This is a genomic window from Pseudomonas sp. QLc11A, from assembly GCF_052112305.1.
Taxonomy (GTDB): domain Bacteria; phylum Pseudomonadota; class Gammaproteobacteria; order Pseudomonadales; family Pseudomonadaceae; genus Aquipseudomonas; species Aquipseudomonas laurylsulfatiphila.
On the sequence record NZ_JAVAJJ010000017.1, the window covers coordinates 85719 to 111781 of the forward strand.

Sequence of the window (26063 nt, forward strand, 5' to 3'; positions counted from 1 at the left end):
ACGGGCTCTATCAATGATGTTTTTTCTGGTCTTTTTATATTGATAGAGCGCCTCGATAGTCTGGTTGGTTAGAGTGATTAGACACGGCTTGATTTATAGAATTAGTCTCCGGGAGTCATTTAACTTAGCTGTCTAATTCATGCCTGCCGGAGAACTCCATGAGCGTCAAACCGGATACGTTGTTTATCCCTTTGAATATTGCCGTACTGACCGTCAGCGATACCCGTGAATATGCCAATGACACCTCCGGCCAATTACTCGTCAGCCGTTTGCTGGAAGCCGGCCACACCCTCAGCGAGCGCAACCTGCTCAAGGATGACCTGTACAAGATCCGCGCACAGGTGGCGAACTGGATCGCCGACGACGGCATCCAGGTGGTGCTGATCACGGGCGGCACCGGGTTCACCGGCCGCGACAGCACCCCCGAGGCAGTGGCCTGCTTGCTGGATAAGCAGATCGATGGCTTCGGTGAGCTGTTCCGGGCGATTTCGATCCTCGACATCGGTACTTCCACGGTGCAGAGCCGGGCGCTGGCCGGGCTGGCCAATGGCACGCTGGTCTGCTGCCTGCCGGGTTCCACGGGTGCCTGCCGCACCGCGTGGGAAGGCATCCTTGCCGAGCAGCTCGACGCGCGCCACCGGCCGTGCAATTTCGTACCGCACCTTAAGCCTGTGCAAGCCTGCGGGACGCGCGGATGAGCGCTTCACCCTTGATGCGGGTAGAGGACGCCATCGACCGTTTACTGACAATGGCCGAGGCGCAGTGGATTGAAGACAGCGAAGCCGTGCCGCTCGAAGCCGCGCGGCAACGGGTATTGGCCAATGACCTGCTGGCGACCCTCGATCTGCCGCCATGGCCCAACAGCGCCATGGACGGCTATGCCCTGAATGTCGAGGGTTGGGACGGGGCACCGCTGGCCGTGTCGCAGCAAGTGTTTGCCGGTCAGGCCCCCGAAGCCCTGGCACCGGGAACCTGCGCGCGGATCTTCACCGGCGCACCGGTTCCGCCGGGTGCCGACTGTGTGGAGATGCAGGAGAACACGCAGGTCCTGGATGACGGACGCATACGCTTCAAGCAACCCCTGAGCGCCGGCAGCAACATCCGCCCGCAAGGCCAGGAGAATCGCGTCGGCGATGTGCTGCTGCGTGCCGGCAAGCGCCTCGGTCCGTTCGAACTGGCGGTCGCGGCGGCGCAGGGCTGCACCCATGTGCAGGTGGTGCGCCGACCACGGGTGGCGTTGCTGTCCACCGGCGATGAACTGGTAGAGCCGGGCAATCCCCTCAGGCCTGGCAGCATCTACAACAGCAACCGTACATTGTTGAGCCATTGGTTGAATGCGTTGGGTTGCGAGGTCATCGATGCCGGCATTCTTCCCGACGAACCACGCCAGACGCGGCTCAAGCTCGAACAGCTGCAACGCACGGCAGACCTGATGCTCAGCACGGGCGGTGTGTCCGCCGGTGACGCCGATTGCCTCGGCCAGGTGCTGCGCGAGTGCGGCAAGCCGTTGCTGTGGAAACTATCGATCAAACCCGGCAAGCCATTGACCGTGGGCCACTTCGGCCGCGTGCCGGTGATTGGCCTGCCGGGTAATCCGACATCGGCGTTGGTCACTTTCGGCCTGCTGGCCCGGGCTTATCTGTTGCGGATTCAGGGTGTCGAAGACGTCGAACCGTTGAGCTTCCTGGTCAGCGTCGGCTTTGCCTGGCCCAAACCCGGAAGCCGCCGCGAATACCTGCGGGCCAGGCTGGAGGGCGGTCGGGCTGTGTTGTATCCGAACCAGAGTTCAGGCGTTTTGTTGGGAGCATCCTGGGCCGATGGACTGGTGGAAGTGCCGGAAGGTTGCACCCTGGAAATGGGCGACACGGCGCGGTTCATACCCTTCAGCGAACTGTTTTGACACTGCCCCCTTGTGGGAGCGAGCCTGCTCCCACAGTTTTGATCTTCAGTGAACGCCAATCCCGCGGCAGGCCACAATCCCTGTGGGAGCGGGCTTGCCCGCGAAGAGGCCGGTACATCCAACAGAGATGTCGGCAGACAGACCGCCTTCGCGAGCAGGCTCGCTCCCACAGTTTTGATCTTCAGTGAACGCCAATCCCAAGGCTACCCACAATCCCTGTGGGAGCGGGCTTGCCCGCGAAGAGGCCGGTACATCCAACAGAGATGTCGGCAGACAGACCGCCTTCGCGAGCAAGCTCGCTCCCACAGGTTCTGTGTGTTTCTTTAGTTTCAGTTCAACACAAAATCCACCGGCTCCAGTTGCGGCGGCAACTCCGTCACGCCCAGTGCCGCCAGCACATCGCGCTCGATGTTGCGCACGATGGCGTCGGTGGGCAGGTCGTTTTCGTCGCGGCCGAAGGGGTCTTCCAGTTCGTCGGCAATCGCATCCAGGCCAAAAAAGGTGTAGCTGACAATCGCGGTGAAGATCGGTGTCAGCCAGCCCAGGGGTTCGGCCATGGCAAACGGCAAAAGGATGCAGAACAGGTAGATGGTGCGGTGCAACAACAGGGTGTAGGGAAACGGCAGCGGGGTGTGCTTGATCCGCTCACAGACCGCCTGGGCGTGGGTCAGGCCGGCCAGGTGGTTGGCCATGAGCGTGTAGCGCCAGTCGTTGATCGCACCGGACTCGTTGAGTGTCGAGCACTGCTGACCGACCTGCATCAGGATCTGCCCGCTGATGTCCGTGGTGTTGCCCTTGGGCATCGGGTGCAGCCAGTCGCCACTGGCGGCCAGTTCGTTTTCCTGGCGCAGCCGTGCGTTGAGGGCATGGGCGAAGCCGCACAGGTTGCTGAGGATCGTATGCCGCTCATCCGTGTCCTTGAGCACCAGGGTTTCCCGAATCATCGAGCGGACTTCGACTATCACATCGCCCCACGCCTTGCGCGCTTCATACCAGCGGTCGTAGCAGGCGTTGTTGCGAAAGCTCATGAAGATCGACAACGACAAACCCAGCAGCGTGAAGGGCGTTGCGCTGACCTTTGAAAAGTAGCTGGGATGCAAGGTTTCGATGAGCACGATGGCCGAGGCGAGCAACGTCACCATCAGGCTGCGCCAGGCAATGCGCTTGGCAATCGAACCCTTGAGGGACGTCAGCACGCCGATCAGGTTGGGTTTGGGTCTCACGATCATGGGTTTCAGCCGCCCGTCATGTTCATGAAGCGAATGACCTGGACATCGTCGTTCACTTCGAAGTTGTGTCGATAAGGCTTGAGTTTCATCGCCTCGATAATGGCTTTTTCCAGGCGCTCGGGCTGTCCGGGGTGGCTGCGCAAGACTGCCTTGAGATCCACCGAGTGTTCATTGCCCAGGCACAGCAGCAGGCGTCCTTCCACGGTCAGCCGCACCCGATTGCAGGTGCCGCAGAAGTTGTGGCTGTGGGGGGAGATGAACCCCAGGCGAATCTGCGGCGCTTCGGCCAGGCGCCAGTAGCGCGACGGACCCTGGGTCGACTCGGCGGAATCAATCAAAGTGTAGCGTTCGGCGATGCGTTCGCGGACCTGGGCACTTGCGAAAAACGATTCGGCGCGGCTGTGCTCGTCGATGGTGCCCAACGGCATTTCCTCGATGAAGGAGATGTCGAGGTTGCGGTCGATGGCGAAGCTCACCAGATCATTGATCTCATGGTCGTTGCGGCCCTTCATCACCACGCAGTTGAGCTTGGTGTTGCGAAAGCCCGCCTGGTTGGCCGCGTCGATGCCCTTGATCACCTGTGCCAGGTCACCGGTGCGGGTCAGTTCGCGAAAGCGTTGCGGGTCCAGGCAGTCGAGGCTGATGTTGAGGCGCTTGACCCCGGCCTCGAACAACGGCACGGCCAGTCTGGCCAGTTGCGAGCCGTTGGTGGTCATGCACAGTTCGCGCAGGCCGGGCAGGGCGGCGATCTTCTCGCACAACTGCACCACGCCCGGACGAATCAGCGGCTCGCCTCCGGTCAGGCGGATCTTGCGGGTGCCCAGCGCGACGAAGCTTTGCGCCGTTTGATAGATCTCTTCCAGGGTCAGCACCCGTTGGCGCGGTAGAAACTGCATGTCCTCGGCCATGCAATACACGCAACGGAAATCGCAGCGGTCGGTGACCGACATGCGCAGATAGTCCACGCGCCGGGAGAAGCCATCGATCAAGACTCGTTCTGACATGACACCCTCGCTTGGTACTGCATGCGTTGAATGGACATTCCGTTAATCGGGTTTTGTCTTTGTAGGAGCGAGCCTGCTCGCGATGGTCGTTAACGATTATGCGTGTTTACTGACTAAACGCGGTGCTCTTGAGTCCATCGCGAGCAAGCTCGCTCCTACAGGTATTGCGCTGTTAACGGATCTGTTGAGCGCAGGTGTAGGAGCGAGCCCTGCTCGCGATGGTCGTTAACGATGACGCGTGCTGACTGGCTGAACGCGGTGCTCTTGAGTCCATCGCGAGCGAGCTCGCTCCCACAGGTATTGCGCTGATAACGGATCTGTTGAGAAAAGGTGTAGGAGCGAGCCTGCTCGCGATGGTCGTTAACGATTACGCGTGCTGGCTGACTGAACGCGGTGCTCTTGAGTCCATCGCGAGCAAGCTCGCTCCTACAGGTATTGCGCTGTTAACGGATCTGTTGAGCGCAGGCTAAGAGCAACTTTCACGGGCGTCCAATCACTATTAACAACCGGGTGATCGAGCGGGTCGATGATGAACTTTATTTTGTGGTTTCAAGGGCTGTAAGTGATTTCAAGTTATTGAAAAATAAGTATTTAAACTCGTGATAGAGCGTTTCGATAATGCGGTCGTAAATAGCGATTAGACAATAATTTACCCCTGTCCATATGCTTTTCTCCGTCAAACGATCAATGGCCTGAATCAGGTCACGGAGAAGTACCATGTCTCAAGTCGACCGCTACAAACCCTATAAAGGTGCCGCCGCCGGTTGGGGTGCACTGATTGCTGTTACCCGGAACTGGCTGGGCAGTGAAAACGCGCTGAAGAACATTCGCGCCATGCTCAAGACCAACCAGAACGGCGGCTTCGACTGCCCCGGTTGCGCCTGGGGCGAGTCGCCGGAAAACGGCATGGTCAAGTTCTGCGAAAACGGCGCCAAGGCGGTTAACTGGGAAGCCACGGGCCGTCTGGTCGACCCGGCGTTCTTCAACAAATACAGCGTCTCGGCGCTGGCTGAGCAGAGCGATTACTGGCTCGAGTATCAGGGCCGCCTGACCCACCCGATGCGCTATGACGCGGCCACCGACCGTTACGTGGAAACCACCTGGGACGAGGCCTTCGCGACGATCGCCCGGCACCTCAACGCGCTGGAATCGCCGGACCAGGCCGAGTTCTACACCTCGGGCCGGGCCAGCAACGAGGCGGCTTATTTGTACCAGCTGTTCGTGCGGGCCTACGGCACCAACAACTTTCCCGACTGCTCCAACATGTGCCACGAAGCCAGCGCGGTGAGCATGATCGAAAGCCTCGGCGTGGGCAAAGGCACCGTGGTGTTCGACGACCTGGAACATGCCGACGCGATCTTCGTCATCGGCCAGAACCCCGGCACCAACCACCCGCGGATGCTCGAGCCCTTGCGCGAAGCGGTCAAGCGCGGGGCACAGGTGATCTGCATCAACCCGCTCAAGGAGCGCGGACTGGAGCGCTTCCAGCATCCGCAGCACCCGATCGAAATGCTCATGAACGGCTCCGAACCGACCAACACCGCGTACTTCCGCCCGGCGCTGGGTGGCGACATGGCGGTCATGCGCGGCATGGTCAAGTTCCTGCTGCAGTGGGAGCGCGAAGCACAGGTCAGCGGCGGCGAGCCGGTATTCGACCACGAGTTCATCGCCGAACACACCTCGGGAATGGGGGCCTACCTGGGCGAAGTCGACGCCACCAGTTGGGAGCACATCGAGCAGCAGTCGGGCATGTCCTTGGCTGACATCGAGCTCGCCGCCCGCATGTACGCCCGGGCCAAACGGGTGATCATGTGCTGGGCGATGGGCCTGACCCAGCACACGCACTCGGTGCCGACCCTGCAGGAAGTCATCAACCTGATGCTGCTGCGCGGCAACGTCGGCCGTCCCGGTGCGGGGCTGTCGCCGGTTCGCGGTCACAGTAACGTGCAGGGCGACCGCACCATGGGCATCAACGAACTGGCGCCCACCGAGTTGCTTGATGCCCTGGAAAAACGCTTCTCCTTCAAGCCGCCGCGTGAGCATGGCCACAACACCGTGATGGCGATCGGCGCGATGGAGCAGGGGCGCTCAAAAGTGTTTATCGCCCTGGGCGGTAACTTCGCCCAGGCCACCCCCGACACGCCGCGTACCCACGCTGCGTTGCGCAAGTGCGACCTCACCGTGCACATCGCCACCAAGCTCAACCGCAGCCATCTGGTCACCGGCCGTGAAGCGCTGATCCTGCCGTGCTTGGGCCGCACCGACATCGACATCCAGGCCGAAGGGCCGCAAGGCGTCACCGTGGAAGACACCTTCAGCATGATCCACATCTCTCACGGCCAACTGAAACCCAAGTCCAAACACTTGCTGTCGGAACCGGCGATCATCGCCGGCATCGCTGCCGCGACACTGGGCAAGCACCCGATCGACTGGAACTGGGCCATCGGCGACTACGGCCGCATCCGCAACATGATTGCCGACACCATTCCCGGCTTCGAAGATTTCAACCGGCGCTTGCTGCATCCGGGCGGTTTCCACATGCCAAACGACGCGGCCAGGCGCATCTGGAAAACCGCCAGCGGCAAGGCCCAGTTCACCCCGAGCGTGCTGCCTGAGCACCTGATCAGCGAGGGCGTGCGCAACCTGGCGGTCAAGCCGCACCTGATTCTGCAGACCATGCGTTCCCACGATCAGTACAACACCACGCTGTACGGCCTGGATGACCGTTATCGCGGGGTCTACGGCATGCGCGATGTGGTCTTCGCCAACGAGCAGGACATCCGCCGGCTGGGTTTCGAACCGGGGCAGAAGGTCGATCTGGTGGCGCTGTGGGACGACGATCGCGAGCGTCGGGTCAGCGGTTTCACCCTGATTGCCTACGACATTCCGGCCGGTCAGGCGGCGGCGTACTACCCGGAGACCAATCCGCTGGTGCCGCTGGAAAGTTACGGTGAGCGCACCTTCACCCCGACTTCCAAGTTCGTCGCCATCCGGCTGGAGCAGGCCAGGGCCAGCAACCTGATTTCGACGTCCGCCGCGTAGTGCCGATCACTCAAGACTTTGTGGGAGCGAGCTTGCTCGCGATTGCTGGGTGCCAGACGCCATTGATGTTGAAGGTGCCGGCCTCATCGCGAGCAAGTTCGCTCCCACAGTTTTAAATCCGCAATGAGGATTTCGATATGTTCAATCTGGAGGCACTGGACCTGGCGCGGATGCAATTCGCGTTCACGGTTTCGTTCCACATCATCTTTCCCGCCATCACCATCGGGCTGGCCAGTTTCCTGGCGGTGCTCGAAGGGCTTTGGCTGAAGACCCACAACGACACCTACCGCGATCTCTACCATTTCTGGTCGAAGATTTTCGCCGTCAACTTCGGCATGGGCGTGGTCTCGGGGCTGGTCATGGCCTACGAGTTCGGCACCAACTGGAGCCGCTTCTCCGACTTCGCCGGCAGCATCACCGGGCCCTTGCTGACCTATGAAGTGCTCACGGCGTTCTTCCTTGAGGCCGGTTTCCTCGGGGTCATGCTGTTCGGCTGGAACCGGGTAGGGCGTGGCTTGCACTTCTTCTCGACGGTGATGGTCGCCATCGGCACGCTGATTTCGACCTTCTGGATTCTCGCCTCCAACAGCTGGATGCAGACGCCACAGGGTTTCGAGATCGTCGACGGGCGCGTGATGCCGCTGGACTGGCTGGCCATCGTGTTCAACCCGTCGTTCCCGTACCGCCTGGCGCACATGGCGATTGCCGCCTTCGTGGCCACGGCGTTCTTTGTCGGCTCGTCGGCGGCGTGGCACCTGCTGCGCGGCAACGACACCAAACAAGTACGCAAGATGCTGTCGATGGCGTTGTGGATGGCCTTGATCGTCTGTCCGATCCAGGCCGTAGTGGGTGACGCCCACGGCTTGAACACCCTGGAACATCAACCGGCGAAGATCGCCGCCATCGAAGGGCACTGGGAAAACAACGGTAGCGAAGCGACGCCGCTGGTGCTGTTCGGCATCCCGGACATGCAGGCCGAGAAAACCAAGTACGCCATCGAGATTCCGTACTTGGGCAGCCTGATCCTGACCCACAGCCTCGACAAGCAGATCCCGGCGCTCAAGAGCTTCCCGAAAGAGGATCGCCCCAACGCGACGATCATTTTCTGGAGCTTCCGCGTCATGGCTGGGCTGGGCATGTTGATGGTGCTGGCCGGCGTGCTCGGCCTGGTCCTGCGTCGCAGCGGTGCCATCTACCGCAACCGCTGGTTCCTGCGCCTGATGCTGTGGATGGGCCCCAGCGGCCTGATCGCCATGCTCGCCGGCTGGATCACCACGGAAGTGGGGCGCCAACCGTGGGTGGTCTATGGCCTGCAACGTACCGCGAATGCCGCGTCCAATCACAGCGTCACGCAGTTGAGCCTCTCGTTGGCGCTGTTCGTGGTGATCTACTTCTCGGTCTTCACGGTGGGTATCGGCTACATGATGAAACTGGTGGCCAAGGGGCCCAAACCCCATCACGAGCATGCGCCTGCGGGGCATTCCGATCAGGTGATCACACCGCGCCGGCCGCTGTCCGCCGACGCTGAAATCCTCGAAACCGACGCCCGCGTCAATTGAAGGAAGGGAGTTGAGTCATGGGTATTCAAGGTATCGATTTATCGCTGATCTGGGGCTTGATCATCGCCTTCGGCGTGATGATGTACGTGATCATGGACGGCTTCGACCTGGGGTTGGGCATTCTGTTTCCGCTGATCCCGGATGCGCAGGAGCGCGATGTGATGATGAACACCGTGGCACCGGTCTGGGACGGCAACGAGACCTGGCTGGTGCTGGGTGGCGCGGCCCTGTACGGCGCGTTCCCGCTGGCCTATTCGGTGATTCTCGAAGCGCTGTACCTGCCGTTGATCCTGATGTTGTGCGGCTTGATCTTTCGCGGCGTGGCGTTCGAGTTTCGCTTCAAGGCCAGCCCTGAAAAGCGTCATGTCTGGGACATGGCGTTCATCGGCGGTTCGCTGCTGGCGACCTTCTCCCAAGGCGTGGTGATCGGCACTTACATTGCCGGTATCCCGGTGGTCGACCGCCAGTTCGCCGGTGGTCCGCTGGACTGGCTGGCACCCTTTCCGTTGTTCTGCGGAGTCGGCCTGATCGTCGCCTATGCGCTGCTCGGCAGCACCTGGTTGCTGGTCAAGACCGAAGGCATGCTCGAATCGCGCATGCGCCTGTTCACCCGGCCCCTGGCCTGGCTGTTGTTGGCGGTGATCGGCGTGATCTGTGTGTGGACGCCGATCCTGCATCCGGACATCGCTACGCGCTGGTTTGCCCATGCGCACCTGGCGGTGTTCGCAGGCCTCGCGGTGCTGGCCTTGCTGGCGATGTTCGGCTTGCTCAAGACCCTGCGCCAACGCCACACCCATTGGCCGTTCGCCTTCACCCTGATGCTGGTGTTCCTCGGCTACATCGGTCTGGCGTTCAGTATCTGGCCGAACATCGTGCCGCCGTCGATCAGCCTGTGGGCGGCGGCGTCACCGCCGACCAGCCAGTTGTTCATCCTGATTGGCGCGCTGTTCATCCTGCCGATCATCCTGATGTACACGGTCTGGAGCTACTACGTGTTCCGCGGCAAAGTGAGGATTGGCGATGGCTACCATTGATTCCCGTGAACCGGCACCGGCGCCTTGGTACAAGCGCCTTGGGTGGCTGGTGTTGATCTGGCTGGGCAGTGTGGTTGCGTTGGGGGTGGCGGCGGGGGCGTTGCGGATGTTGATGCAGGTGGCTGGGATGAGTAGTCACTGATGGCAAGTCGTTAGAGGGTTCCAGTTCGCTTTGAGGTGTTTGGATTGGGTGAATATCCATTTCTGCGGTCACGGCGACTATTGATTCCGCCCAGACGGCGGGTCATCTGGAAGAGCGGAACGCCGCCCGGCCTGTAGGAGCGAGCTTGCTCGCGATGGACGTCAACGATGATGTGGGGAACCTGACACCCCGCGGTGCTCTCAGGTTTCTCGCGAGCAAGCTCGCTCCTACAGTGCCCACTACGCAGAACCTGCGCTCGGCCTCTCGAGGGGGCAAGAAGATCTAAAGCCAAAGCGAGGCGGCCTACCGGCCGACCTGGTTCTGATGGGTACGTATTTCCCTGTAGGAGCGAGCTTGCTCGCGATGGACGTCAACGATAACGCGCGCTGTCTGAATGATCGCGTTGTTCAGACGTTTTTCGCGAGCACGCTTCGTTCCTACAGGTACGATCTGTCCCGCGGCCAAGGACTTCAGTCTCACCGCAAAAACTTTCTTGAAGGGCATAGAGTCTTGTCATTACAGCGCCCAGGTTCACGTCCTGTTGGCTGGTGTATTCGGGCAGTTTCACCTGTATGTAGGCCAATACTTGCTAACGACGTACTCCACCGAGCAAATGTACGAAATCATCCATGTGGTATTCGTCTCCAACGCACTGGCATCAATCTTGTTGCAGTATCTGATCGGTCGCAAGGTAAGTGCTGAACGCTTCAGGCTTTGGACGCGCGGGTGTGTCTTGGCCTTCGTTGCCGGGGATCAATATGACTTTGCATAAAGTGCCCAGGTGTCCGTTTTACGACCGGTGAATAAACAGGTTGCGGAAGCTTTAGGTTGGTTGAGCGGAATACAGCGAACGGTTACTCCAAACTCTCCGATGGCTTTTTCAACTTTTTTGTCTTCGGTGAAGGGGGCGAGAACAAAGGCGTTAAGTTTTGCGTTCTGTTTAAATCGCGTTTTGAATTCGTCCAGGGTAGTGACCATTGTGGTGTTGTCGGCCAATTTCTTCTGTGCTACCTCCAACATGTCTTTTTGAAGGGTGGCCAGTATTTTAGAGATATTTTTAACGAAACTTTCAGTGTCAAGCTTCAGAAGAGTTTTGCAGTTGTTTCGACAGGAGTAAGACACCACATTTTGCTCCAGTTCCTTAATGCCAATCTCGACCCGGACAGGGACGCCACGCTTTATGTGGAACCACTTTTTTTCACCGCCGTTCATGTCCCGCCAATCGATGCTGGCCCTTAGGTTTTGCCCCTTCAGTTTTTTCCGGGAAAGCTGTTTTTGCAGTTTTTTGCAGTAGGCATTAATGGCATCTGCATTTTGTTCGTCGCGGACGATCGGAACAATGATCACCTGGGTCGGCGCCACGAGGGGCGGGAGTACTAGCCCGTCATCGTCTCCATGGGCCATTATCATCGCGCCGATCAATCGCGTGGATACTCCCCAGGACGTGGTCCATGCCAGTTCCTTTATCCCTTCTTTGTTCACGAAGCGAATGTCTGAACTCTGTGCGAAGTTCTGGCCTAGAAAATGAGAAGTACCTGCTTGCAGGGCCTTGCCGTCTTGCATCATTGCTTCAATGGTATAGGTGCTGACGGCGCCCGGAAAACGCTCCCAAGAGCACTTTTCACCCTTGATTACCGGTATGGCCAAGTGCTCGGTAGTAAAGCGCTCGTAGATATCCAGCATCTTTAGCGTTTCGTCCAAGGCCTCATCATGAGTTGCGTGAACGGTGTGACCTTCTTGCCATAGGAACTCCGATGAGCGAAGGAAAATCCGAGGACGCATTTCCCAGCGCATTACGTTCGCCCATTGATTGATAAGGAGCGGCAGATCCCGATAGCTTTGTACCCATCGTGAAAAGGATGCACCGATGACCGTTTCACTGGTGGGCCTGATGATCAACGGTTCTTCTAGTGTTCCTGCGGGAGTAAGGGTTCCATCCGTTGATTTTTCGAGACGGTGATGGGTTACAACCGCGCACTCTTTGGCAAAGCCTTCAACATGCTCGGCTTCTTTTTGAAGAAAGGATAACGGAATCAATAGTGGAAAATAGGCGTTTGAATGTCCTGTGTCTTTGATTTTCTGATCAAGCTCTCGTTGGATCTGCTCCCATATGCCATATCCCCACGGACGGATAACCATGCAACCTCGAACTGGAGAGTTCTCAGCCATTTCCGACTGGATAATCACTTGTTGATACCAGTCAGAAAAGTTGTCATTTCTTGTAGGTGATATTGCGTTTTTCATAGAACCCTGACTTTGAGGTCGAAATTTGCTATTCGAAATGGTGTCGTAAGGGGCTAGGTATATTTATTGCGTTTTGAAATTTCAAGATTTCATGTGTGGTTTTTCATATTTCAGAAATTTCCTTCAGAAGGGTCTTTCATTTTATAAAGTTACTTCGCTCTTCGAAGTGTTCATTGACCACAAAGAACCCCCAAAGCCATCGCTTCGGGGGCTATGGCGCTCACTGCGCCCCAAACATCGCCGTCCAGTAAATCCCCGCATCGCTCTTCGGGTCGGTCGCATACGCCGCGCCCAACTCGCGGAACTGCGGGTTCATCAGGTTGGCGCAGTGGCCGGGGCTGGACAGCCAGCCTTCGACCACTTTGTGTGCGGTGTCTTGCCCGGCGGCGATGTTTTCGCCGATCTGCTGGAAGTTGTAGCCGGCCAGTTCCGCGCGGTCGCCCGGGGTGCGGCCGTCGCGGTCCTTGTGGTCGAAATAGTTGTTGTTGGCCATGGAGCGCGAGTTGCTTTCGGCGGCGCTGGCCAGTGTGGCGTTCCAGGCCAGCGCTGGCGCGGCGGGGAAGGATTGCGTGCCGCACTGGCGTGGCTGGGTGCGTGCGGTGTTGAGTTCGGCGAGCAGCTTCTGGCCTTCGGCCTGCGCGTCGCCTAGGCGTGCGCTCAACAACGGACGCGCGACCACGATGCGCCATTGCTGGTCCTGGCGGCTGACGCCGACATCGACGAATTGCGGGTCGAGGACGATCTGGCAAAAACTCTCCTGGATCGCCTTCATCGCTGCGGCTGCATCGCGAGGTCCGGACAGGCTGATGGCCTGCACGTTCTTCATCGGATAACCGGCAGTGGCCATGGCCTGCTGCAGATTACCGATGCTCGAGGCGCTCAGCACCAGGCGCGGGTCGGCCGACAGCGGCGGCAGTTCCGATGACACCTGGCCGGCACAGCGCTGTAGTTGGCTGCGGTAGACGTTGATCGATTCGATCAATTGCGCTTCGTCCGCCGCCATGGCGTTGGCGGCACATACCAGGCCCAGTGACACACCGGCCAGGCGCATTGCGTATGAGATGAATCCCATGAAAATCCCCCTTGAGCAGATGGCGCTCATGATGCGCGAAGTTGGCCCATTTAAGACAACGGATTTATCCAGAGTGTAGTGGGGTGGGCGAAATCATTTCACTACTAGACTGAATCGAACCACTCACCGAGCGACACCGACCATGCGCCTCGACTGGATCGCCACCTGCTTCGCCCTCACACTGCTCGCCGGCCCGGTATCGGCTACGGATCAGGAGCAAAAAGAGGAATCGGCGGAGAACAAGGCCCAGGTGCTGGAACAGAAGGCCGCCGAGAATAAATCCCCCGCAACGGCTCCCAAGGTCGAAGCCATTACCCCGTCCGAGGTCCAGGCCGTTGACCCGGCGGGTGCCGCGCCGCTGGACGATGCGATCACGTGCCTGGCCCGCTCCATTTACTGGGAAGCCAAGGGCAAGGACTCTGCCGACATGGAGGCGGTGGCCAATGTGGTCATGAATCGCCTGGGTCACGAGGGCTTTCCGGACACGGTGTGCAAAGTGGTCAAGCAGGGATCGGAGACCAAGAGCTGTCAGTTCTCCTGGTGGTGTGACGGCAGATCCGATTCGGTCCAGGAAGAGGTGCCGTATGCGATGGCCAAGGAAATTGCGCGCAAGGCCCTGAACAAGGAGCTGCCGGATCGCACCCAGGGTGCCCTGTATTTCCATGATCGTACGGTCAAGCCGGATTGGGCCAGGAAATACATCAGGACCGTGGATATCGGCCTGTTCCGGTTCTATAAGCCCCGTGACGGATCGGCCAGGTAGCCGCGCAGATTTCGGCCAGATAGTGTTTTTGCAGAGGTCGTGCGCGGCGTTATCCAAACTGAAATGTTTCTGTTTTATAAGCTGCATGACGCAACCGTGCGTGACATGACGTTATAAGCAGGAACTGCACATGAAGCGGGTGAGGGGCTGGATCAGTAATTTCGCGTCGAACGCGGCGCAGTCGCCAGCGTGCGCTCCATGACCGTCCTGGTCACCGGTGCCGCCGGTTTCATCGGTTTTCATACGGTCCGGCGCTTGTGCCACGAGGGGCAGGCCGTCGTCGGTATCGACAACCTCAATGACTACTACGACGTGGAACTCAAGCACGCACGCCTCAAGGTGCTGGAGACTTTGCCGGGTTTTCGCTTCCGGAAAATGGACATCGTCGACAAACCGGCCCTGATGGACCTGTTCCGCGACCATGGTTTTACCGAGGTGGTGCACCTGGCGGCGCAAGCCGGGGTGCGTTACTCGCTGGACAACCCGGATGTCTATGCCCAGTCGAACCTGGTGGGTTTCCTCAATGTGCTGGAAGCCTGCCGGCACCATCGCCCCGAGCATCTGATCTATGCCTCGAGCAGCTCGGTGTACGGCACCAACAGCAAGATGCCGTTCAGTGTCGAGGACCCTGTCGAACATCCCGTATCGCTGTACGCCGCCAGCAAGCGCGCCAATGAACTGTTGGCCGAAAGTTACTGCCACTTGTATGGCTTGAAAGCCAGTGGCTTGCGCTTTTTCACCGTCTACGGCCCGTGGGGCCGCCCGGACATGGCGTTGTTCAAGTTTACCGACGCCATCCTCAAAGGCCTGCCCATCGACATCTACAACCAGGGCCAGCTGTCGCGCGACTTTACCTATGTCGACGACATTGTCGAAGGCATCGCCCGACTGCGCCCAAAGCCGCCGGTGCCGCAAGGCTCTGGCGCTGGCGTCAACCGGCTCTTCAACATCGGGCGTGGCATGCCGGTGGCGTTGCTGGATTTCGTCGAGTGCCTGGAATCGGCCCTGGATCGACAGGCCCGGCGCAACTACTTGCCGATGCAGGCCGGTGATGTAGTCAAGACCTGGGCCGATGTCTCGGCACTCGCCGAATGGGTGGGGTTCAGTCCGCAGGTGACGCTGGAAACCGGCGTCGCAGCGTTTGTGCAGTGGTATCGGCAGTTCTATCGGATTTGAAGCGTTCGCCTCTGATCTCGAAAAAATCATGAAAGGCGAGAGAGACCCCATGAGCCAAGACATTTTTGTATCCGTACTGATTCCCGCCAAGAACGAAGCGAACAACCTCAAGCCGCTGCTTGAGGAAATCCGCGTGGCGCTGGTCGATGAGTCTTACGAAATCATCGTCGTCGACGATGGCAGTACCGATGCGACCCTGCAGGAGCTGCGGCAGATTCGCCACGACGGCTTGAACACCCTGCGCATCCTCCATCACGAGCGCTCGCTGGGGCAGAGCACTTCGCTGTACCACGCCGCTCGGGAGGCGCGCGGGCAATGGCTGGCGACCCTCGATGGGGACGGCCAGAACGACCCGGCGGACATCCCCGGCATGCTGGCGCTGGTGCGCGGCGAACCGGGCAAGGTCGATGTGCAACTGGTCGCCGGGCACCGGGTCAATCGCCGCGACACCGCGAGCAAACGCTACGCCTCGCGGTTCGCCAACAACCTGCGCCGGCGTCTGCTCAAGGACGCCACCCCGGACACCGGGTGCGGCCTGAAGCTGATCGAGCGCGCGGCGTTCTTGCGCCTGCCGTACTTCGACCACATGCACCGCTTCATTCCGGCGCTGATCCAGCGCCACAACGGGCGCATGATCGTGCACCCGGTTAACCACCGGCCGCGCACGGCCGGGGTGTCGAAATACGGCAACCTCGACCGCGCACTGGTCGGCATTCTCGACCTGATCGGCGTCTGGTGGCTGATCAAGCGCACGCGGCTGAACACCATTGCCCAGGAGCTCGAAGGATGATGCTGACCCGTGAAACTCTGTGGCTGGTGGTCGGCTTTGCGGGGCAGATTGCCTTTACCGGGCGTTTTGTCCTGCAGTGGCTGTACAGCGAATACAAAAAGCGCAGCGTGATCCCGACCAGCTTCTGGTACCTGAGCATCGTCGGCAGTTCCTTGCTGCTGGCTTACGCCATCTACCGTCAGGATCCGGTGTTCATTGCCGGGCAGGCCTTTGGCTCCATCGTCTATTTTCGCAACCTGCAATTGATTGCCAAAAGCCGCAGCGTGAAGGAATAAACCATGCGTAGATCGTTGTCGCCCCGGGTCGAGTGCCTGGGACTGATGCTGCTTGCCCTGTTGCTGATCGGCGCGGGGTTGGGGCTACGCCAGGCTCAGAACGTGGATGAGGAGCGCTTCCTCGGCGTCGCCCTGGAGATGCTGCAAAACGGCTCGTGGTTGATCCCGCACCGTGCCGCCGAGATCTACGGCGACAAACCACCGATTTTCATGTGGACGGTGGCGCTCTTCACCTGGCTGACCGGCAAGCCCAACATCGCGCTCTACCTGCCGGGACTGTTTTCGGCGGTGACGGTCACGGCGATGGTCTATGACCTGGGCCGTCGCCTGTGGACCCAGCGTATCGGGCGCAACGCCGCGCTGCTGTACCTGGCGACCTACCAGACCTACAGCATCCTGCGCACCGGCCAGATCGACAGCTTTTTGATTCTGTTCACCTCGCTTGGCGTCTACGGTCTGGCGCGGCACCTGCTGCTGGGACCTGCGTGGCGCTGGTTTTACGCCGGCTGCGCGGCCATGGGCATCGGTGTGATCACCAAGGGCGTGGGTTTTCTGCCGGCGCTGTTGCTGATTCCGTACGCCTATGCGGTGCACAAAGGCTGGCCCGGCGTGGTGGCCATGCCTGGCGAGGCGCGCAAGTGGTTGCTCGGACTTGCGCTGATGCTTGGCGCCATCGCGATCTGGCTGTTGCCCCTGGCCTTGTCGATCATCCTCAATGGCAGCGCCGATGAAATGGCCTATGCGCGGGAGATCCTCCTGCGCCAGACCGCGGGCCGCTATGCCGCTGCATGGCATCACCGCGAACCGTTCTGGTACTTCTTCACCAAGGTGATTCCGCAGTATTGGCTACCGTTGGTGCTGGTGCTGCCATGGCTGGTGCCTGCCTGGCGCCGGCAGTTGCAAAAACGCGACGGCAGGGTTTTGGTATTGCTCGGTTGGGTGGTGCTGGTGGTGCTGTTTTTCTGCATCAGCACGGGCAAGCGCAAGTTGTACATCTACCCGGCGCTGCCCGGGCTGGTGCTGGTCGCCGCGCCGCTGATTCCTTGGCTGCTCAAGCGCTGGTTCAAAAAGCACCCGCGTTTGCGTCGAGTGTTCCCGGCACTGGTGGCGACCTGGTTCGCGCTGTGGTTCGCCCGGGGTTTCATCGAACCGCTCAAGGACGGCACCAATATTGATCAGGTGCTCATGGCGCAGGCGGCGACCATGACCCGGGGCGCCGATCTGGTGCTGGTCAACTGGGAGGAGGGGCACTGGTTGTTCGCCCGCCAGCCGATCGTGCATTTCGGCATGGACAACTCGTCCATCGAGAAGGCCGCGCTGTACCTGCGCGACCACCCCAAGGCCTACGCCTTGGTGCCGGATGACATTTTGAACCAGTGTTTCAGAGCCGAAGCGGCCCGTGAACTGGGCGAAAACGCCCGGGCGAACTGGTCGATCGTGGGCGCGGATGCCGACAACGGCAAATGCCAGCCGCCTGAAACCGGCAAAGCCTATCGGTTCAGCTGGAATGACCCGCACATGCCAATGGTGCCTGCGCAGGCAGCCAATCCCTGAAGACAAAAAAAGGTCCTTCACGTATTCCCGGGAACCTGTAGGAGCCAGCCTGCTGGCGATGGACTCAAGCGCGCCGCGTTCATCCGGTTAGCACGCGTTATCGTTAACGACCATCGCTGGCAAGCCAGCTCCCACAGGGGACCCTGCCCACGCTAAAACTGTAGGAGCCAGCCTGCTGGCGATGGACTCAAGCGCGCCGCGTTCATCCGGTTAGCACGCGTTATCGTTAACGACCATCGCTGGCAAGCCAGCTCCCACAAAAGACCCTGCCCACGCTAAAACTGTAGGAGCCAGCCTGCTGGCGATGGACTCAAGCGCGCCGCGTTCATCCAGCTCACCCGCGTTATCGTTAACGACCATCGCTGGCAAGCCAGCTCCCACAAAAGACCCTGCCCACGCTAAAACTGTAGGAGCCAGCCTGCTGGCGATGGCCTCAAGCGCGCCGCGTTCATCCGGTTAGCACGCGTTATCGTTAACGACCATCGCTGGCAAGCCAGCTCCCACAAAAGACCCTGCCCATGCTAAAACTGTAGGAGCCAGCCTGCTGGCGATGGACTCAAGTGCGCCGCGTTCATCCAGCTCACCCGCGTTATCGTTAACGACCATCGCTGGCAGGCCAGCTCCCACAGGAGACCGCGTTCGGCTCTCCTGTCACTGGCTGGCGTCCAGCACCACGCGGTAGCGCGCCTTGCCGCTGCGCAAGTGATCGATGGCGTCGTTGATCCGGCTCATGGGAAACATCTCGACCTGCGGCAGGATCTGATGGCGGGCGCAGAACTCCAGCATCATAGCGGTGTTGGCCGGTGAACCCACCGGTGAGGCAGACATGGTTTTTTGCTGGGGAATCAGGTTGAACACGTGCACCGGAATCGCGTCGGGCACGACGCCGACAAAGTGCAGGCGCCCCTTGCCGCGCAGGGTGGCGAGCATGGCGGTCCAGTCGAGGTTGGCGTTGGCGGTGACCAGGAGAAAATCCAGGGTGCCGGCAATGTCGTTGAGCGCATCGGAGTCGGTCGAGGCAACCACCTTGTGTGCGCCCAGGCGCCTGGCTTCGTCCTGCTTGCTCAGCGATGAGGTGAACGCCGTGACTTCGCAGCCCCAGGCGTTGAGAAAGCGCAGCGCCAGGTGACCAAGGCCGCCGATGCCCACCACGCCAACCCGGTCGGTGGGCTTGATGCCGAATTCCACCAGCGGGTTGAACACGGTCGAGCCGGCACAGAACAACGGCCCGGCCATTGCCGGGTCGAGCCCGGCCGGGATCGGCAGGGCCCAGGCCCAGTGCGAGCGGACGCGGTCGGCAAAGCCGCCGTTGCTGCCGATGATGGTCGGTTGCACCGTGCTGCACAGGTTATGCGAGCCTTCGATACAGGACGTGCAATGCATGCAACTGCCCTTGTACCAGCCGATGCCCACCCGTTGCCCCAGTTCCAGGCCGCGCACCTGGGGGCCCATCCGCACGATACGGCCGACCACCTCATGGCCGGGAATGAACGGGTAGCGGCTGATACCCCAGTCGTCGTCGATCAGCGACTGATCGGAGTGGCAGACGCCGCAATACTCCACGGCGACTTCCACCTCATCGTTGCCCAACGGACCGGGATCGTAGCTGTAGCGTTCCAGTGGCGCGCCCGCTGTCGTGGCGGCCCAGCCGGTAAAGGTGGTGAGTTCGCTGCTGTCGCTCATGAGATACCTCCAGATCAGAAGTCAGGGGGCTTGGCCGCTCGGGAGCAGCGGCGGAGCGAGGAAAGTGTAGCGGGTTGCCGGCGTCGCATCGGGCGCGAGCCTGGATACTTGAAAATACAAAGGCGCCCGATCCGGACACAATGCCGATACATGAGCGCGGTTTCATGGGCCAGGTCCCACGACAACAGAGAGATCCGCCATGTTCCGTAAACTGCAGCAGGTCGCCAGAATGTTCAGCCAGAGCGCCCGATTGATGGTCGGCGTACCCGAGTACGACAACTACGTGGCACAAATGGCCCGCAACCGTCCGGGCGAGCCAGTGATGAGTTATGAGGCGTTTTTCCGCGAACGCCAGGAAGCTCGTTTCGGTCGGGGCAAGTGCAATACGCGGTGCTGCTGACTCGAGCGTTACCTCAGAAATCCAGATCAATCACGAAGGCATCATCGAAGTCGGGGTTTTCGTTGATGCCGTTCTTGGCATAGCCCCGAGGGTTGCAGACCACGCGGGTATTGCCCACCCGATAATCAAAACTGCCATGGGTGTGACCATGCAGCCACAGCGCCGGCTGCCAGTCTTTGATCCGCGCTTGAAGGTCCGAGACAAAACTCGAGTTGATAGGCGAACCGGCAAAGCTCGGGCTGATGCTCGATCGTGTCGGGGCGAAATGCGAGACCACCACCGTGGGCGTGCTGCTGTCGCGGGCGAAGCAGTCTTCCAGCCAGGCGACCGTCTGCAGAAACACCAGCTGGGAAATGGCCGGCGTGAACAGGTCTGGAAAATCGGGGGCGATCTTGATGTGGCTGAAGTCACGGATCAGTTGAGTCGCCAGGTTGATACCCAGCGCTCGGTCCTCGGGGCTGTCGAGCAGACGATAGTCAGACCACAAGGTGCAACCGAGAAAGCGCACGCCGTCGTGCACGTACTCCTTACGTTCCAGCACGTGGATCTGCGTGCCTTGCGCCAGGCTGTTCAGCTGTTCGTAGGTCGAGACCAGGTCACTGCCATAGAACTCATGATTGCCCGCCACGTACAGCAGCGGAACCGGGCACGCCCTGGCCCACTCGATGGCCTTGGCGGGGCGCGCGATGTCCCCGGCGAGCACGACAATATCGGCTTCCACGGCGGGAAAGGGGACCGCGTTGACAGACAGGTGCATGTCGGACAGCAAGGCAATGCGCATGGATCAACTCCGGCGTGTCTTGGAGGGCAGGCCGTTCAAATTACCTGTTGTTAGCCCGCAGTCACAAGCCTGCTGGTCAGCAAAAAAATGGCGGGAACGGATGTACGCCAATGCCGTGCTCCCCGCCGACCCATTGTGGGAGCGAGCCTGCTCGCGAAGAGGCCGGCACATCCAACAGAGGTATCGACTGAACCACCGCCTTCGCGGGCAAGCCCGCTCCCACAATTCTGATCTTCAGTGAACGCCAATCCCACGGCTGGCCACAATCCCTGTGGGAGCGAGCCTGCTCGCGAAGAGGCCGGCACATCCAACAGAGATGTCGACTGACCCACCGCTTTCGCGAGCAGGCTCGCTCCCACAATTCTGATCTTCAGTGAACGCCAATCCCACGGCTGGCCACAATCCCTGTGGGAGCGGGCTTGCTCGCGAAGAGGCCGGCACATCCAACAGAGGTATCGACTGAACCAACGCTTTCGCGAGCAGGCACATCCAACCGAGATGTCGACTGACCCACCGCTTTCGCGAGCAAGCCCGCTCCCACAATTCTGATCTTCAGTGAACGCCAATCCCACGGCTGGCCACAATCCCTGTGGGAGCGAGCTTGCTCGCGAAGAGGCCGACACATCCAACAGAGATGTCGACTGACCCAACGCTTTCGCGAGCAGGCTCGCTCTCACAATTCTGATCTTCAGTGAGCGCCAATCCCACGGCTGACCACAATCCCTGTGGGAGCGGGCTTGCTCGCGAAGAGTCCGGCACATCCAACAGAGATGTCGACTGGCCCACCGCTTTCGCGAGCAGGCTCGCTCCCACAGTGTTGATCTTCAGTGAACGCCAATCCCACGGCTGGCCACAATCCCTGTGGGAGCGAGCTTGCTCGCGAAGAGGCCGACACATCCAACAGAGATGTCGACTGACAACAGAGATGTCGACTGACCCACCGCTTTCGCGAGCAGGCTCGCTCTCACAATTCTGATCTTCAGTGAACGCTAATCCCGCGGCCGGCCACAGTTGACCTGTTTATTTCAGGTACCACCCCCAAGGCTGGTCACTGACGTACTCGGTCACCTGTTTCACCTCCAGATAATTGTGCAACCCCCATTGCCCCAATTCCCGACCAATGCCGCTGTGTTTCATCCCGCCCCAGGGCGCTTCGACGAAGGTCGGTTGCGAGCAGTTGACCCAGACGATCCCGGCGCGCAGCTGGTTGGCGACCCGGGCGGTGCGCTGCAGGTCGGCGCTCATCACGGCGGCGGCCAGGCCGAAGCGGCTGGCGTTGGCCATTTGCACCGCTTGCTCTTCGGTCTTGAAACGCTTGATGCACAACACCGGGCCGAACACTTCTTCGCGCCACAGAATGCTGCTGTGGCCAGGCTCGTCGAAGATCGCCGGCTCGACGAAGTAACCTTCGGCCAGATGCGCCGGGCGCCGTCCGCCGGTGAGCAAACGGGCGCCACTGGCCAGGCCCTGGTCGATGAATCCGAGCACCTTGTCATACTGGCCCTGGCTGACCAGCGGACCCAGCAGAACCCCGGGCTGCATGCCGGGGCCAATGCTGATCTTGCGGGTTTCCTCCACCAGCCGTTCGATCAGGCGTGGGGCGATGCTTTCCTGCACCAGCAGGCGTGATGTGGCGCTGCACACCTGGCCCTGGTTCCAGAAGATCCCGAACAGAATCCACTCCACAGCGGCTTCGACATCGGCGTCATCGAATACGATGAAGGCCGACTTGCCGCCCAGTTCCAGGCTGATGTTCTTGATGTCCCGCGCTGCCGCCGACATGATTTTCGCCCCGGTGGGCACGCTGCCGGTGAAGGCCAGTTTGTCCACGCCCGGATGCTCGGTGAGCGGGCTGCCGGCGTCGGCGCCGAGGCCGGTGACCAGGTTCAATACCCCGGCGGGCAGGCCGATACGGTCGGCGGCGGCGGCCAGTTCCAGGGCGGTCAGCGGCGTCAGCTCGGACGGTTTCAGCACCACTGTGGCCCCGGCGGCCAGCGCCGGCGCCACTTTCCACGCGGCCATCAGCAGCGGGTAGTTCCAGGGGATGATCTGCCCGGCCACGCCAATCGGTTCGTGACGGATGCGGCAGCGGAAACGCTCATCCGGCAGGGCCAGCGGCTGGTCCTGTTGCTGGTCCAGATCGCGGGCCAGACCGGCGTAGTAACGGAAGCAGGCAATGGCATCGCCGATGTCCCACTGCGCTTCGGGCAGCGGTTTGCCGTTGTCGCGCACTTCCAGTTCCGCCAGTGCTTGCTGGCCATTTTCAAGCTCGGCAGCCAATGCCTCCAGCCACTGCGCACGTTCAGCTCCGCTGGTCTGACCCCAACCATTGTCAAAGGCCCGGCGGGCCGCGCGCACGGCATGGTCGACATCTTCTTCAGTGCCCGCCGCCACCCGGTGGAAGACCTGTTCGGTGGCCGGGTCGATCACGTCCAGATAGCCGCCCAGATCCGGGCTGACCCATTCGCCGTTGATGTAGAGCTGATCACGCATGGTGCGACTCCTGGACGCCGGTGCGGCGGTTTTGCAGATGGCGGGAAGTGAACAGCAGGGCCAGCGACACGCAGATGATCACCGTGGAAATCGCGTTGATCTCCGGCGTCACGCCGCGGCGGATGGAGGAAAAGATGTAGATCGGCAACGTCGTTTCGGAACCGGCGACGAAGAAGGCGATGATGAAATCGTCGAAGCTGAAGGTGAAGGCCAGCAGGAACCCGGCCATGATCGCCGGGCTGATCTGCGGCAGGGTCACCCGCCAGAAGGTGTCCATCGGTGGCGCGTACAGGTCCGCCGAGGCTTCCAGCAAGGCCTTGTCGAGGGAATCGACGCGACTGCGCACGATCACCATCACCAGGGCCATGGTGAACAGCGAGTGCGCGGCGATCACGGTGAAAAAACCCATGTTCAACTTCGGCACAGTGGGCAGCCAGCTCGCCAGCAGCGGGTTGATCAGGTCGAACAGGCTGATGAAGGCGATCAGCGTCGAGATACCGATGACGATACCGGGCACGATGATCGCGCAGTAGGTCAGCGCATCGAACAGCAGGCGCACCTTGGCGCCGCAGCGCTGCAAGCCGAACACCGCCAGGGTGCCGAACAGCGTGGCGATCACCGCCGAGCTGAAGGCGATGAGCGCGCTGTTACCCAGGGCTTCCATGATGAAGGGGTTGCCGAACGCGGTGCCGAACCATTGCACCGAGCAGCACTGGAAGGCCAGACCACTGCGCCCGGCGTTGAAACTGAACAGCACGATCAAGGCAATCGGCGCGTAGAGGAACAGGTACAACGATGTCGAATAGCTGCGCAGCCACATGTCACAAACCTCCGTCGGCAGGGCGGCCGCCGTAGCGCGCCACCAGTTTCAGATACACGCCGATGATCAGCAGCATCATCGCCACCAACGTCATGGCCAGCGCACTGCCGAACGGCCAGTTGCGCGATTGCAGGAACAGGTCGACCAGCGCATTGCCGACAAAGAACACCTTGCCGCCGCCGAGAATGGCCGGGATCAGGAATTCGCCCATCAGCAGGATGAACACCAGCATCACCCCGGTGATGATCCCCGGCGCCGACAGCGGCAGGGTGATCCGGCGAAAGCTTTCGAAGGCGCTGGCGCCCAGGTCGGCGGACGCTTCGAGCAGGCGCTTGTCGAGTTTTTCCAGGCTGACATAGATCGGGAACACCATCAGCGGCAGGTAGCCGTAGACGATGCCGATCAGCACCGCCCACGGCGTGTTGATCAGCCGCACATCCTCGAGACCCAGGCTGGCCAGCAGCGCCGGAATGCCTTTGCCGCTGAGGATGAAAATCCACGCATAGGTGCGGATCAGAAAACTGGTCCAGAACGGCACGATCACCAGGGTCAGCAACAGCGAGCGGTTCCTGCTGACCTTGACCGCGAGGAAGTACGCCAGCGGATAGGCCGCCACCAGGCACACCAGTGTGCCAAGCGGCGCGAGCATCAGCGTGTTGCTGAACGCTGCGCCGCGAGAGCCGAGGTTCAGGTAGTTGGCCAGGGTGAAGCCACCGGCGTAACCGCCCACGGCGCTGCGCTCGCCGAAACTGAAGACCAGGATGATCACCAGCGGCATCAACAACAGCAGCAGGAACCACAGGGTCGAAGGCAAGAGCATCAGCAGGGTGATGCGCCGGCCGAGGCTGCGCCGCTGGCGAACCTCGGCCGACAGGGCATGGCCCGGCTGAACCGTTTGCGGGTGGGCGGCGGCATTCATGGGTGACTCCTCATTGGCCATGGTCAGGCGATCAGGCGGACTTGAAACGCGCCATCAGTTCGGCTCGCGCCGGGCTGGTCAGCGTCGCGGCGGCACCGAACTCAAGCGGGCTCAAGGCCTCGGCGGCCGGGTACATGATCGGGTCGTCGAGCATCGCCACAGGCAGCAGTGCGTCGACACGCTTGTCGCCGCTCGGGTAGCCGTGGCTCAGCACTTCCAGCTTGTTGTGCTGCGGATCGAGCAGGTAGTTGATGAACGCGTAGGCGGCGTCCTTGTGTTCCGAACTTTTGGGAATCGCGAAGAAGTCGCTCCACAACTCGCCCCCTTCCTTGCCCAATTCGAACTGCATTTGCGCGTTGTCGCGGTGCAGTTGCGAAGCATCGCCGGTCCAGGACATCGCCAGCCAGGCATCGCCGCTGCGCATCGACGGTTGAATGTCGGAGTTGATCGCGAACAGGTGCGGCTTGACCTCGATCAGCAGCTTTTCCGCGTCGGCCAGTTCTTTCGGGTCCAGGGAGTTGAAGCTGTAGCCGAAGCTTTTCAGGGCATTGCCGATGGCGGTCAACTGGTAGTCGTGGACCATCGTCCGGCCACTGGCCGGGCCCTGGGCGGCGACCCAGAATTCCTTCCAGCTGGTCGGGCCGTTTTTCAGCTTGCCGGTGTCGTAGAGCATGCCGGTGGTGCCCCAGTTTTTCGGCACCGCGTAGACCTTGCCGTCCACCGTACCCTGGGCCATGAATTTCTGCTGGAACGCCGAGGCATCGAAGTTGGGAATGCGCGACAGGTCCAGCGGTTCGATCAGGCCTAGCCCGACATAGGTGCTGATGGTGTAGTTGGTCGGCACCAGCACGTCCCAGCCACTGCCGCCGGCCTGCAATTTGGCGAGCATTTCTTCGTTGGAACCGAACACGCTCATCGACACCCGGGCGCCGGTGGTCTTGCCGAAGGCGTCGAGGTTTTCCTGGCTGTGGTAGTTCGGCCAGGTCGCCAGCGACAGGCGATCACCGAGCTTGGTTTGCTCGGCGGCCTCGGCGCTGGAGGTCAGCAGGCCGGGCATGTTGGTGGCGACCACGGCAGCAGCGATACCGAGGCCGGTGCGGCCAAGAAACTCGCGGCGGCTGATCGAGCCGTTCTGCCAGCTGCGCAGGGTTTTTATAAAAGTCTTCTGGTCCATAGCACGCTC

The 26063-nt window shown here is 60.7% G+C and carries 24 protein-coding genes; 13 read left to right on the top strand and 11 right to left on the bottom strand.

Going from position 1 to position 26063, the window contains the following annotated elements:
- Positions 1-158: 158 nt before the first annotated feature.
- On the top strand, positions 159-698 hold the full coding sequence (gene moaB, locus Q8X48_RS22660; protein WP_407801942.1) for a molybdenum cofactor biosynthesis protein B: 540 nt from the start codon (positions 159-161) through the stop codon (positions 696-698).
- Complete coding sequence (locus Q8X48_RS22665; protein WP_407801943.1) at positions 695-1900, top strand: molybdopterin molybdotransferase MoeA; 1206 nt, start codon at positions 695-697, stop codon at positions 1898-1900. Before moaB ends, Q8X48_RS22665 begins: the two co-directional genes overlap by 4 nt.
- A gap of 329 nt (positions 1901-2229) precedes the next feature.
- Here the strand turns inward: Q8X48_RS22665 and Q8X48_RS22670 are convergent, their stop codons facing one another.
- Both Q8X48_RS22670 and moaA read right to left on the bottom strand, forming a co-directional pair.
- A complete protein-coding gene (locus Q8X48_RS22670; RefSeq protein WP_407801944.1) occupies positions 2230-3129 on the bottom strand; it encodes a bestrophin family protein in 900 nt (299 codons plus the stop codon).
- A 5-nt stretch (positions 3130-3134) separates the two neighbouring features.
- Complete coding sequence (gene moaA / locus Q8X48_RS22675; protein WP_407801945.1) at positions 3135-4133, bottom strand: GTP 3',8-cyclase MoaA; 999 nt, start codon at positions 4131-4133, stop codon at positions 3135-3137.
- 717 nt (positions 4134-4850) lie between these two features.
- Here moaA and Q8X48_RS22680 point away from each other — a divergent pair.
- The 5 genes from Q8X48_RS22680 (at position 4851) to Q8X48_RS22700 (ending at position 10682) form a co-directional block, all read left to right on the top strand.
- Positions 4851-7175, top strand: a complete 2325-nt coding sequence (locus tag Q8X48_RS22680) for an FdhF/YdeP family oxidoreductase (RefSeq protein ID WP_407801946.1) — start codon at positions 4851-4853, stop codon at positions 7173-7175.
- Between the two features lie 137 nt (positions 7176-7312).
- Positions 7313-8734, top strand: coding sequence for a cytochrome ubiquinol oxidase subunit I (locus Q8X48_RS22685; RefSeq protein WP_095967275.1), 1422 nt, complete (start codon positions 7313-7315; stop codon positions 8732-8734).
- A gap of 17 nt (positions 8735-8751) precedes the next feature.
- Positions 8752-9768 (top strand): cytochrome d ubiquinol oxidase subunit II, encoded by a 1017-nt coding sequence (gene cydB, locus Q8X48_RS22690; RefSeq protein WP_407801947.1) that lies wholly within the window; start codon positions 8752-8754, stop codon positions 9766-9768.
- The gene (locus Q8X48_RS22695; RefSeq protein ID WP_407801948.1) at positions 9755-9910 is read left to right on the top strand and encodes a DUF2474 domain-containing protein; all 156 of its coding nucleotides are present in this window, start codon (positions 9755-9757) and stop codon (positions 9908-9910) included. The genes cydB and Q8X48_RS22695 overlap by 14 nt, the downstream gene beginning before the upstream one ends.
- 394 nt (positions 9911-10304) lie before the next feature.
- Complete coding sequence (locus Q8X48_RS22700; RefSeq protein WP_407801949.1) at positions 10305-10682, top strand: hypothetical protein; 378 nt, start codon at positions 10305-10307, stop codon at positions 10680-10682.
- Here the strand turns inward: Q8X48_RS22700 and proS are convergent.
- A complete protein-coding gene (gene proS / locus Q8X48_RS22705) occupies positions 10664-12154 on the bottom strand; it encodes a proline--tRNA ligase (protein WP_407801950.1) in 1491 nt (496 codons plus the stop codon). The two genes, Q8X48_RS22700 and proS, sit on opposite strands and share 19 nt — an antisense overlap.
- Positions 12155-12374: 220 nt before the next feature.
- The gene (locus tag Q8X48_RS22710; RefSeq protein WP_407801951.1) at positions 12375-13226 is read right to left on the bottom strand and encodes a CAP domain-containing protein; all 852 of its coding nucleotides are present in this window, start codon (positions 13224-13226) and stop codon (positions 12375-12377) included.
- 142 nt (positions 13227-13368) lie between these two features.
- On the opposite strand from Q8X48_RS22710, the gene Q8X48_RS22715 reads away from it, so the two are divergent.
- The 5 genes from Q8X48_RS22715 to Q8X48_RS22735 all read left to right on the top strand — a co-directional run bounded on the left by Q8X48_RS22715 (position 13369) and on the right by Q8X48_RS22735 (position 17784).
- Positions 13369-13989 (top strand): cell wall hydrolase, encoded by a 621-nt coding sequence (locus Q8X48_RS22715; RefSeq protein WP_407801952.1) that lies wholly within the window; start codon positions 13369-13371, stop codon positions 13987-13989.
- A gap of 198 nt (positions 13990-14187) precedes the next feature.
- Positions 14188-15165, top strand: a complete 978-nt coding sequence (locus Q8X48_RS22720; protein WP_407801954.1) for an NAD-dependent epimerase — start codon at positions 14188-14190, stop codon at positions 15163-15165.
- Positions 15166-15214: 49 nt separating this feature from the next.
- Positions 15215-15955 (top strand): glycosyltransferase family 2 protein, encoded by a 741-nt coding sequence (locus Q8X48_RS22725; RefSeq protein WP_407801955.1) that lies wholly within the window; start codon positions 15215-15217, stop codon positions 15953-15955.
- Positions 15952-16230: a lipid-A-disaccharide synthase N-terminal domain-containing protein gene (locus Q8X48_RS22730; protein ID WP_007976061.1), complete on the top strand. Its 279-nt coding sequence runs from the start codon at positions 15952-15954 to the stop codon at positions 16228-16230. The genes Q8X48_RS22725 and Q8X48_RS22730 overlap by 4 nt, the downstream gene beginning before the upstream one ends.
- A 3-nt stretch (positions 16231-16233) precedes the next feature.
- Positions 16234-17784: an ArnT family glycosyltransferase gene (locus Q8X48_RS22735; protein ID WP_407801956.1), complete on the top strand. Its 1551-nt coding sequence runs from the start codon at positions 16234-16236 to the stop codon at positions 17782-17784.
- Between the two features lie 210 nt (positions 17785-17994).
- Here the strand turns inward: Q8X48_RS22735 and Q8X48_RS22740 are convergent, their stop codons facing one another.
- Complete coding sequence (locus tag Q8X48_RS22740; protein ID WP_407802783.1) at positions 17995-18144, bottom strand: hypothetical protein; 150 nt, start codon at positions 18142-18144, stop codon at positions 17995-17997.
- 291 nt (positions 18145-18435) lie between these two features.
- On the bottom strand, positions 18436-19467 hold the full coding sequence (gene ahr / locus Q8X48_RS22745) for an NADPH-dependent aldehyde reductase Ahr (RefSeq protein ID WP_407801957.1): 1032 nt from the start codon (positions 19465-19467) through the stop codon (positions 18436-18438).
- A gap of 199 nt (positions 19468-19666) precedes the next feature.
- Between ahr and Q8X48_RS22750 the strand changes: the two genes are divergently transcribed.
- On the top strand, positions 19667-19867 hold the full coding sequence (locus tag Q8X48_RS22750) for a YbdD/YjiX family protein (RefSeq protein WP_015095523.1): 201 nt from the start codon (positions 19667-19669) through the stop codon (positions 19865-19867).
- Positions 19868-19880: 13 nt separating this feature from the next.
- On the opposite strand, the gene Q8X48_RS22755 is transcribed toward Q8X48_RS22750, so the two are convergent.
- The 5 genes from Q8X48_RS22755 to Q8X48_RS22775 all read right to left on the bottom strand — a co-directional run bounded on the left by Q8X48_RS22755 (position 19881) and on the right by Q8X48_RS22775 (position 26054).
- Positions 19881-20648 (bottom strand): metallophosphoesterase, encoded by a 768-nt coding sequence (locus tag Q8X48_RS22755; RefSeq protein ID WP_407801958.1) that lies wholly within the window; start codon positions 20646-20648, stop codon positions 19881-19883.
- A 1020-nt stretch (positions 20649-21668) separates the two neighbouring features.
- Positions 21669-23141, bottom strand: a complete 1473-nt coding sequence (locus Q8X48_RS22760; protein WP_407801959.1) for an aldehyde dehydrogenase family protein — start codon at positions 23139-23141, stop codon at positions 21669-21671.
- Positions 23134-23961, bottom strand: coding sequence for an ABC transporter permease (locus tag Q8X48_RS22765; RefSeq protein WP_015095519.1), 828 nt, complete (start codon positions 23959-23961; stop codon positions 23134-23136). Before Q8X48_RS22765 ends, Q8X48_RS22760 begins: the two co-directional genes overlap by 8 nt.
- A 1-nt stretch (position 23962) precedes the next feature.
- Entirely contained in the window at positions 23963-24880 is a 918-nt protein-coding gene (locus Q8X48_RS22770) for an ABC transporter permease (protein WP_102702569.1), read from the bottom strand.
- A gap of 31 nt (positions 24881-24911) precedes the next feature.
- Positions 24912-26054 (bottom strand): ABC transporter substrate-binding protein, encoded by a 1143-nt coding sequence (locus tag Q8X48_RS22775; RefSeq protein WP_407801960.1) that lies wholly within the window; start codon positions 26052-26054, stop codon positions 24912-24914.
- Between the last annotated feature and the right edge of the window lie 9 nt (positions 26055-26063).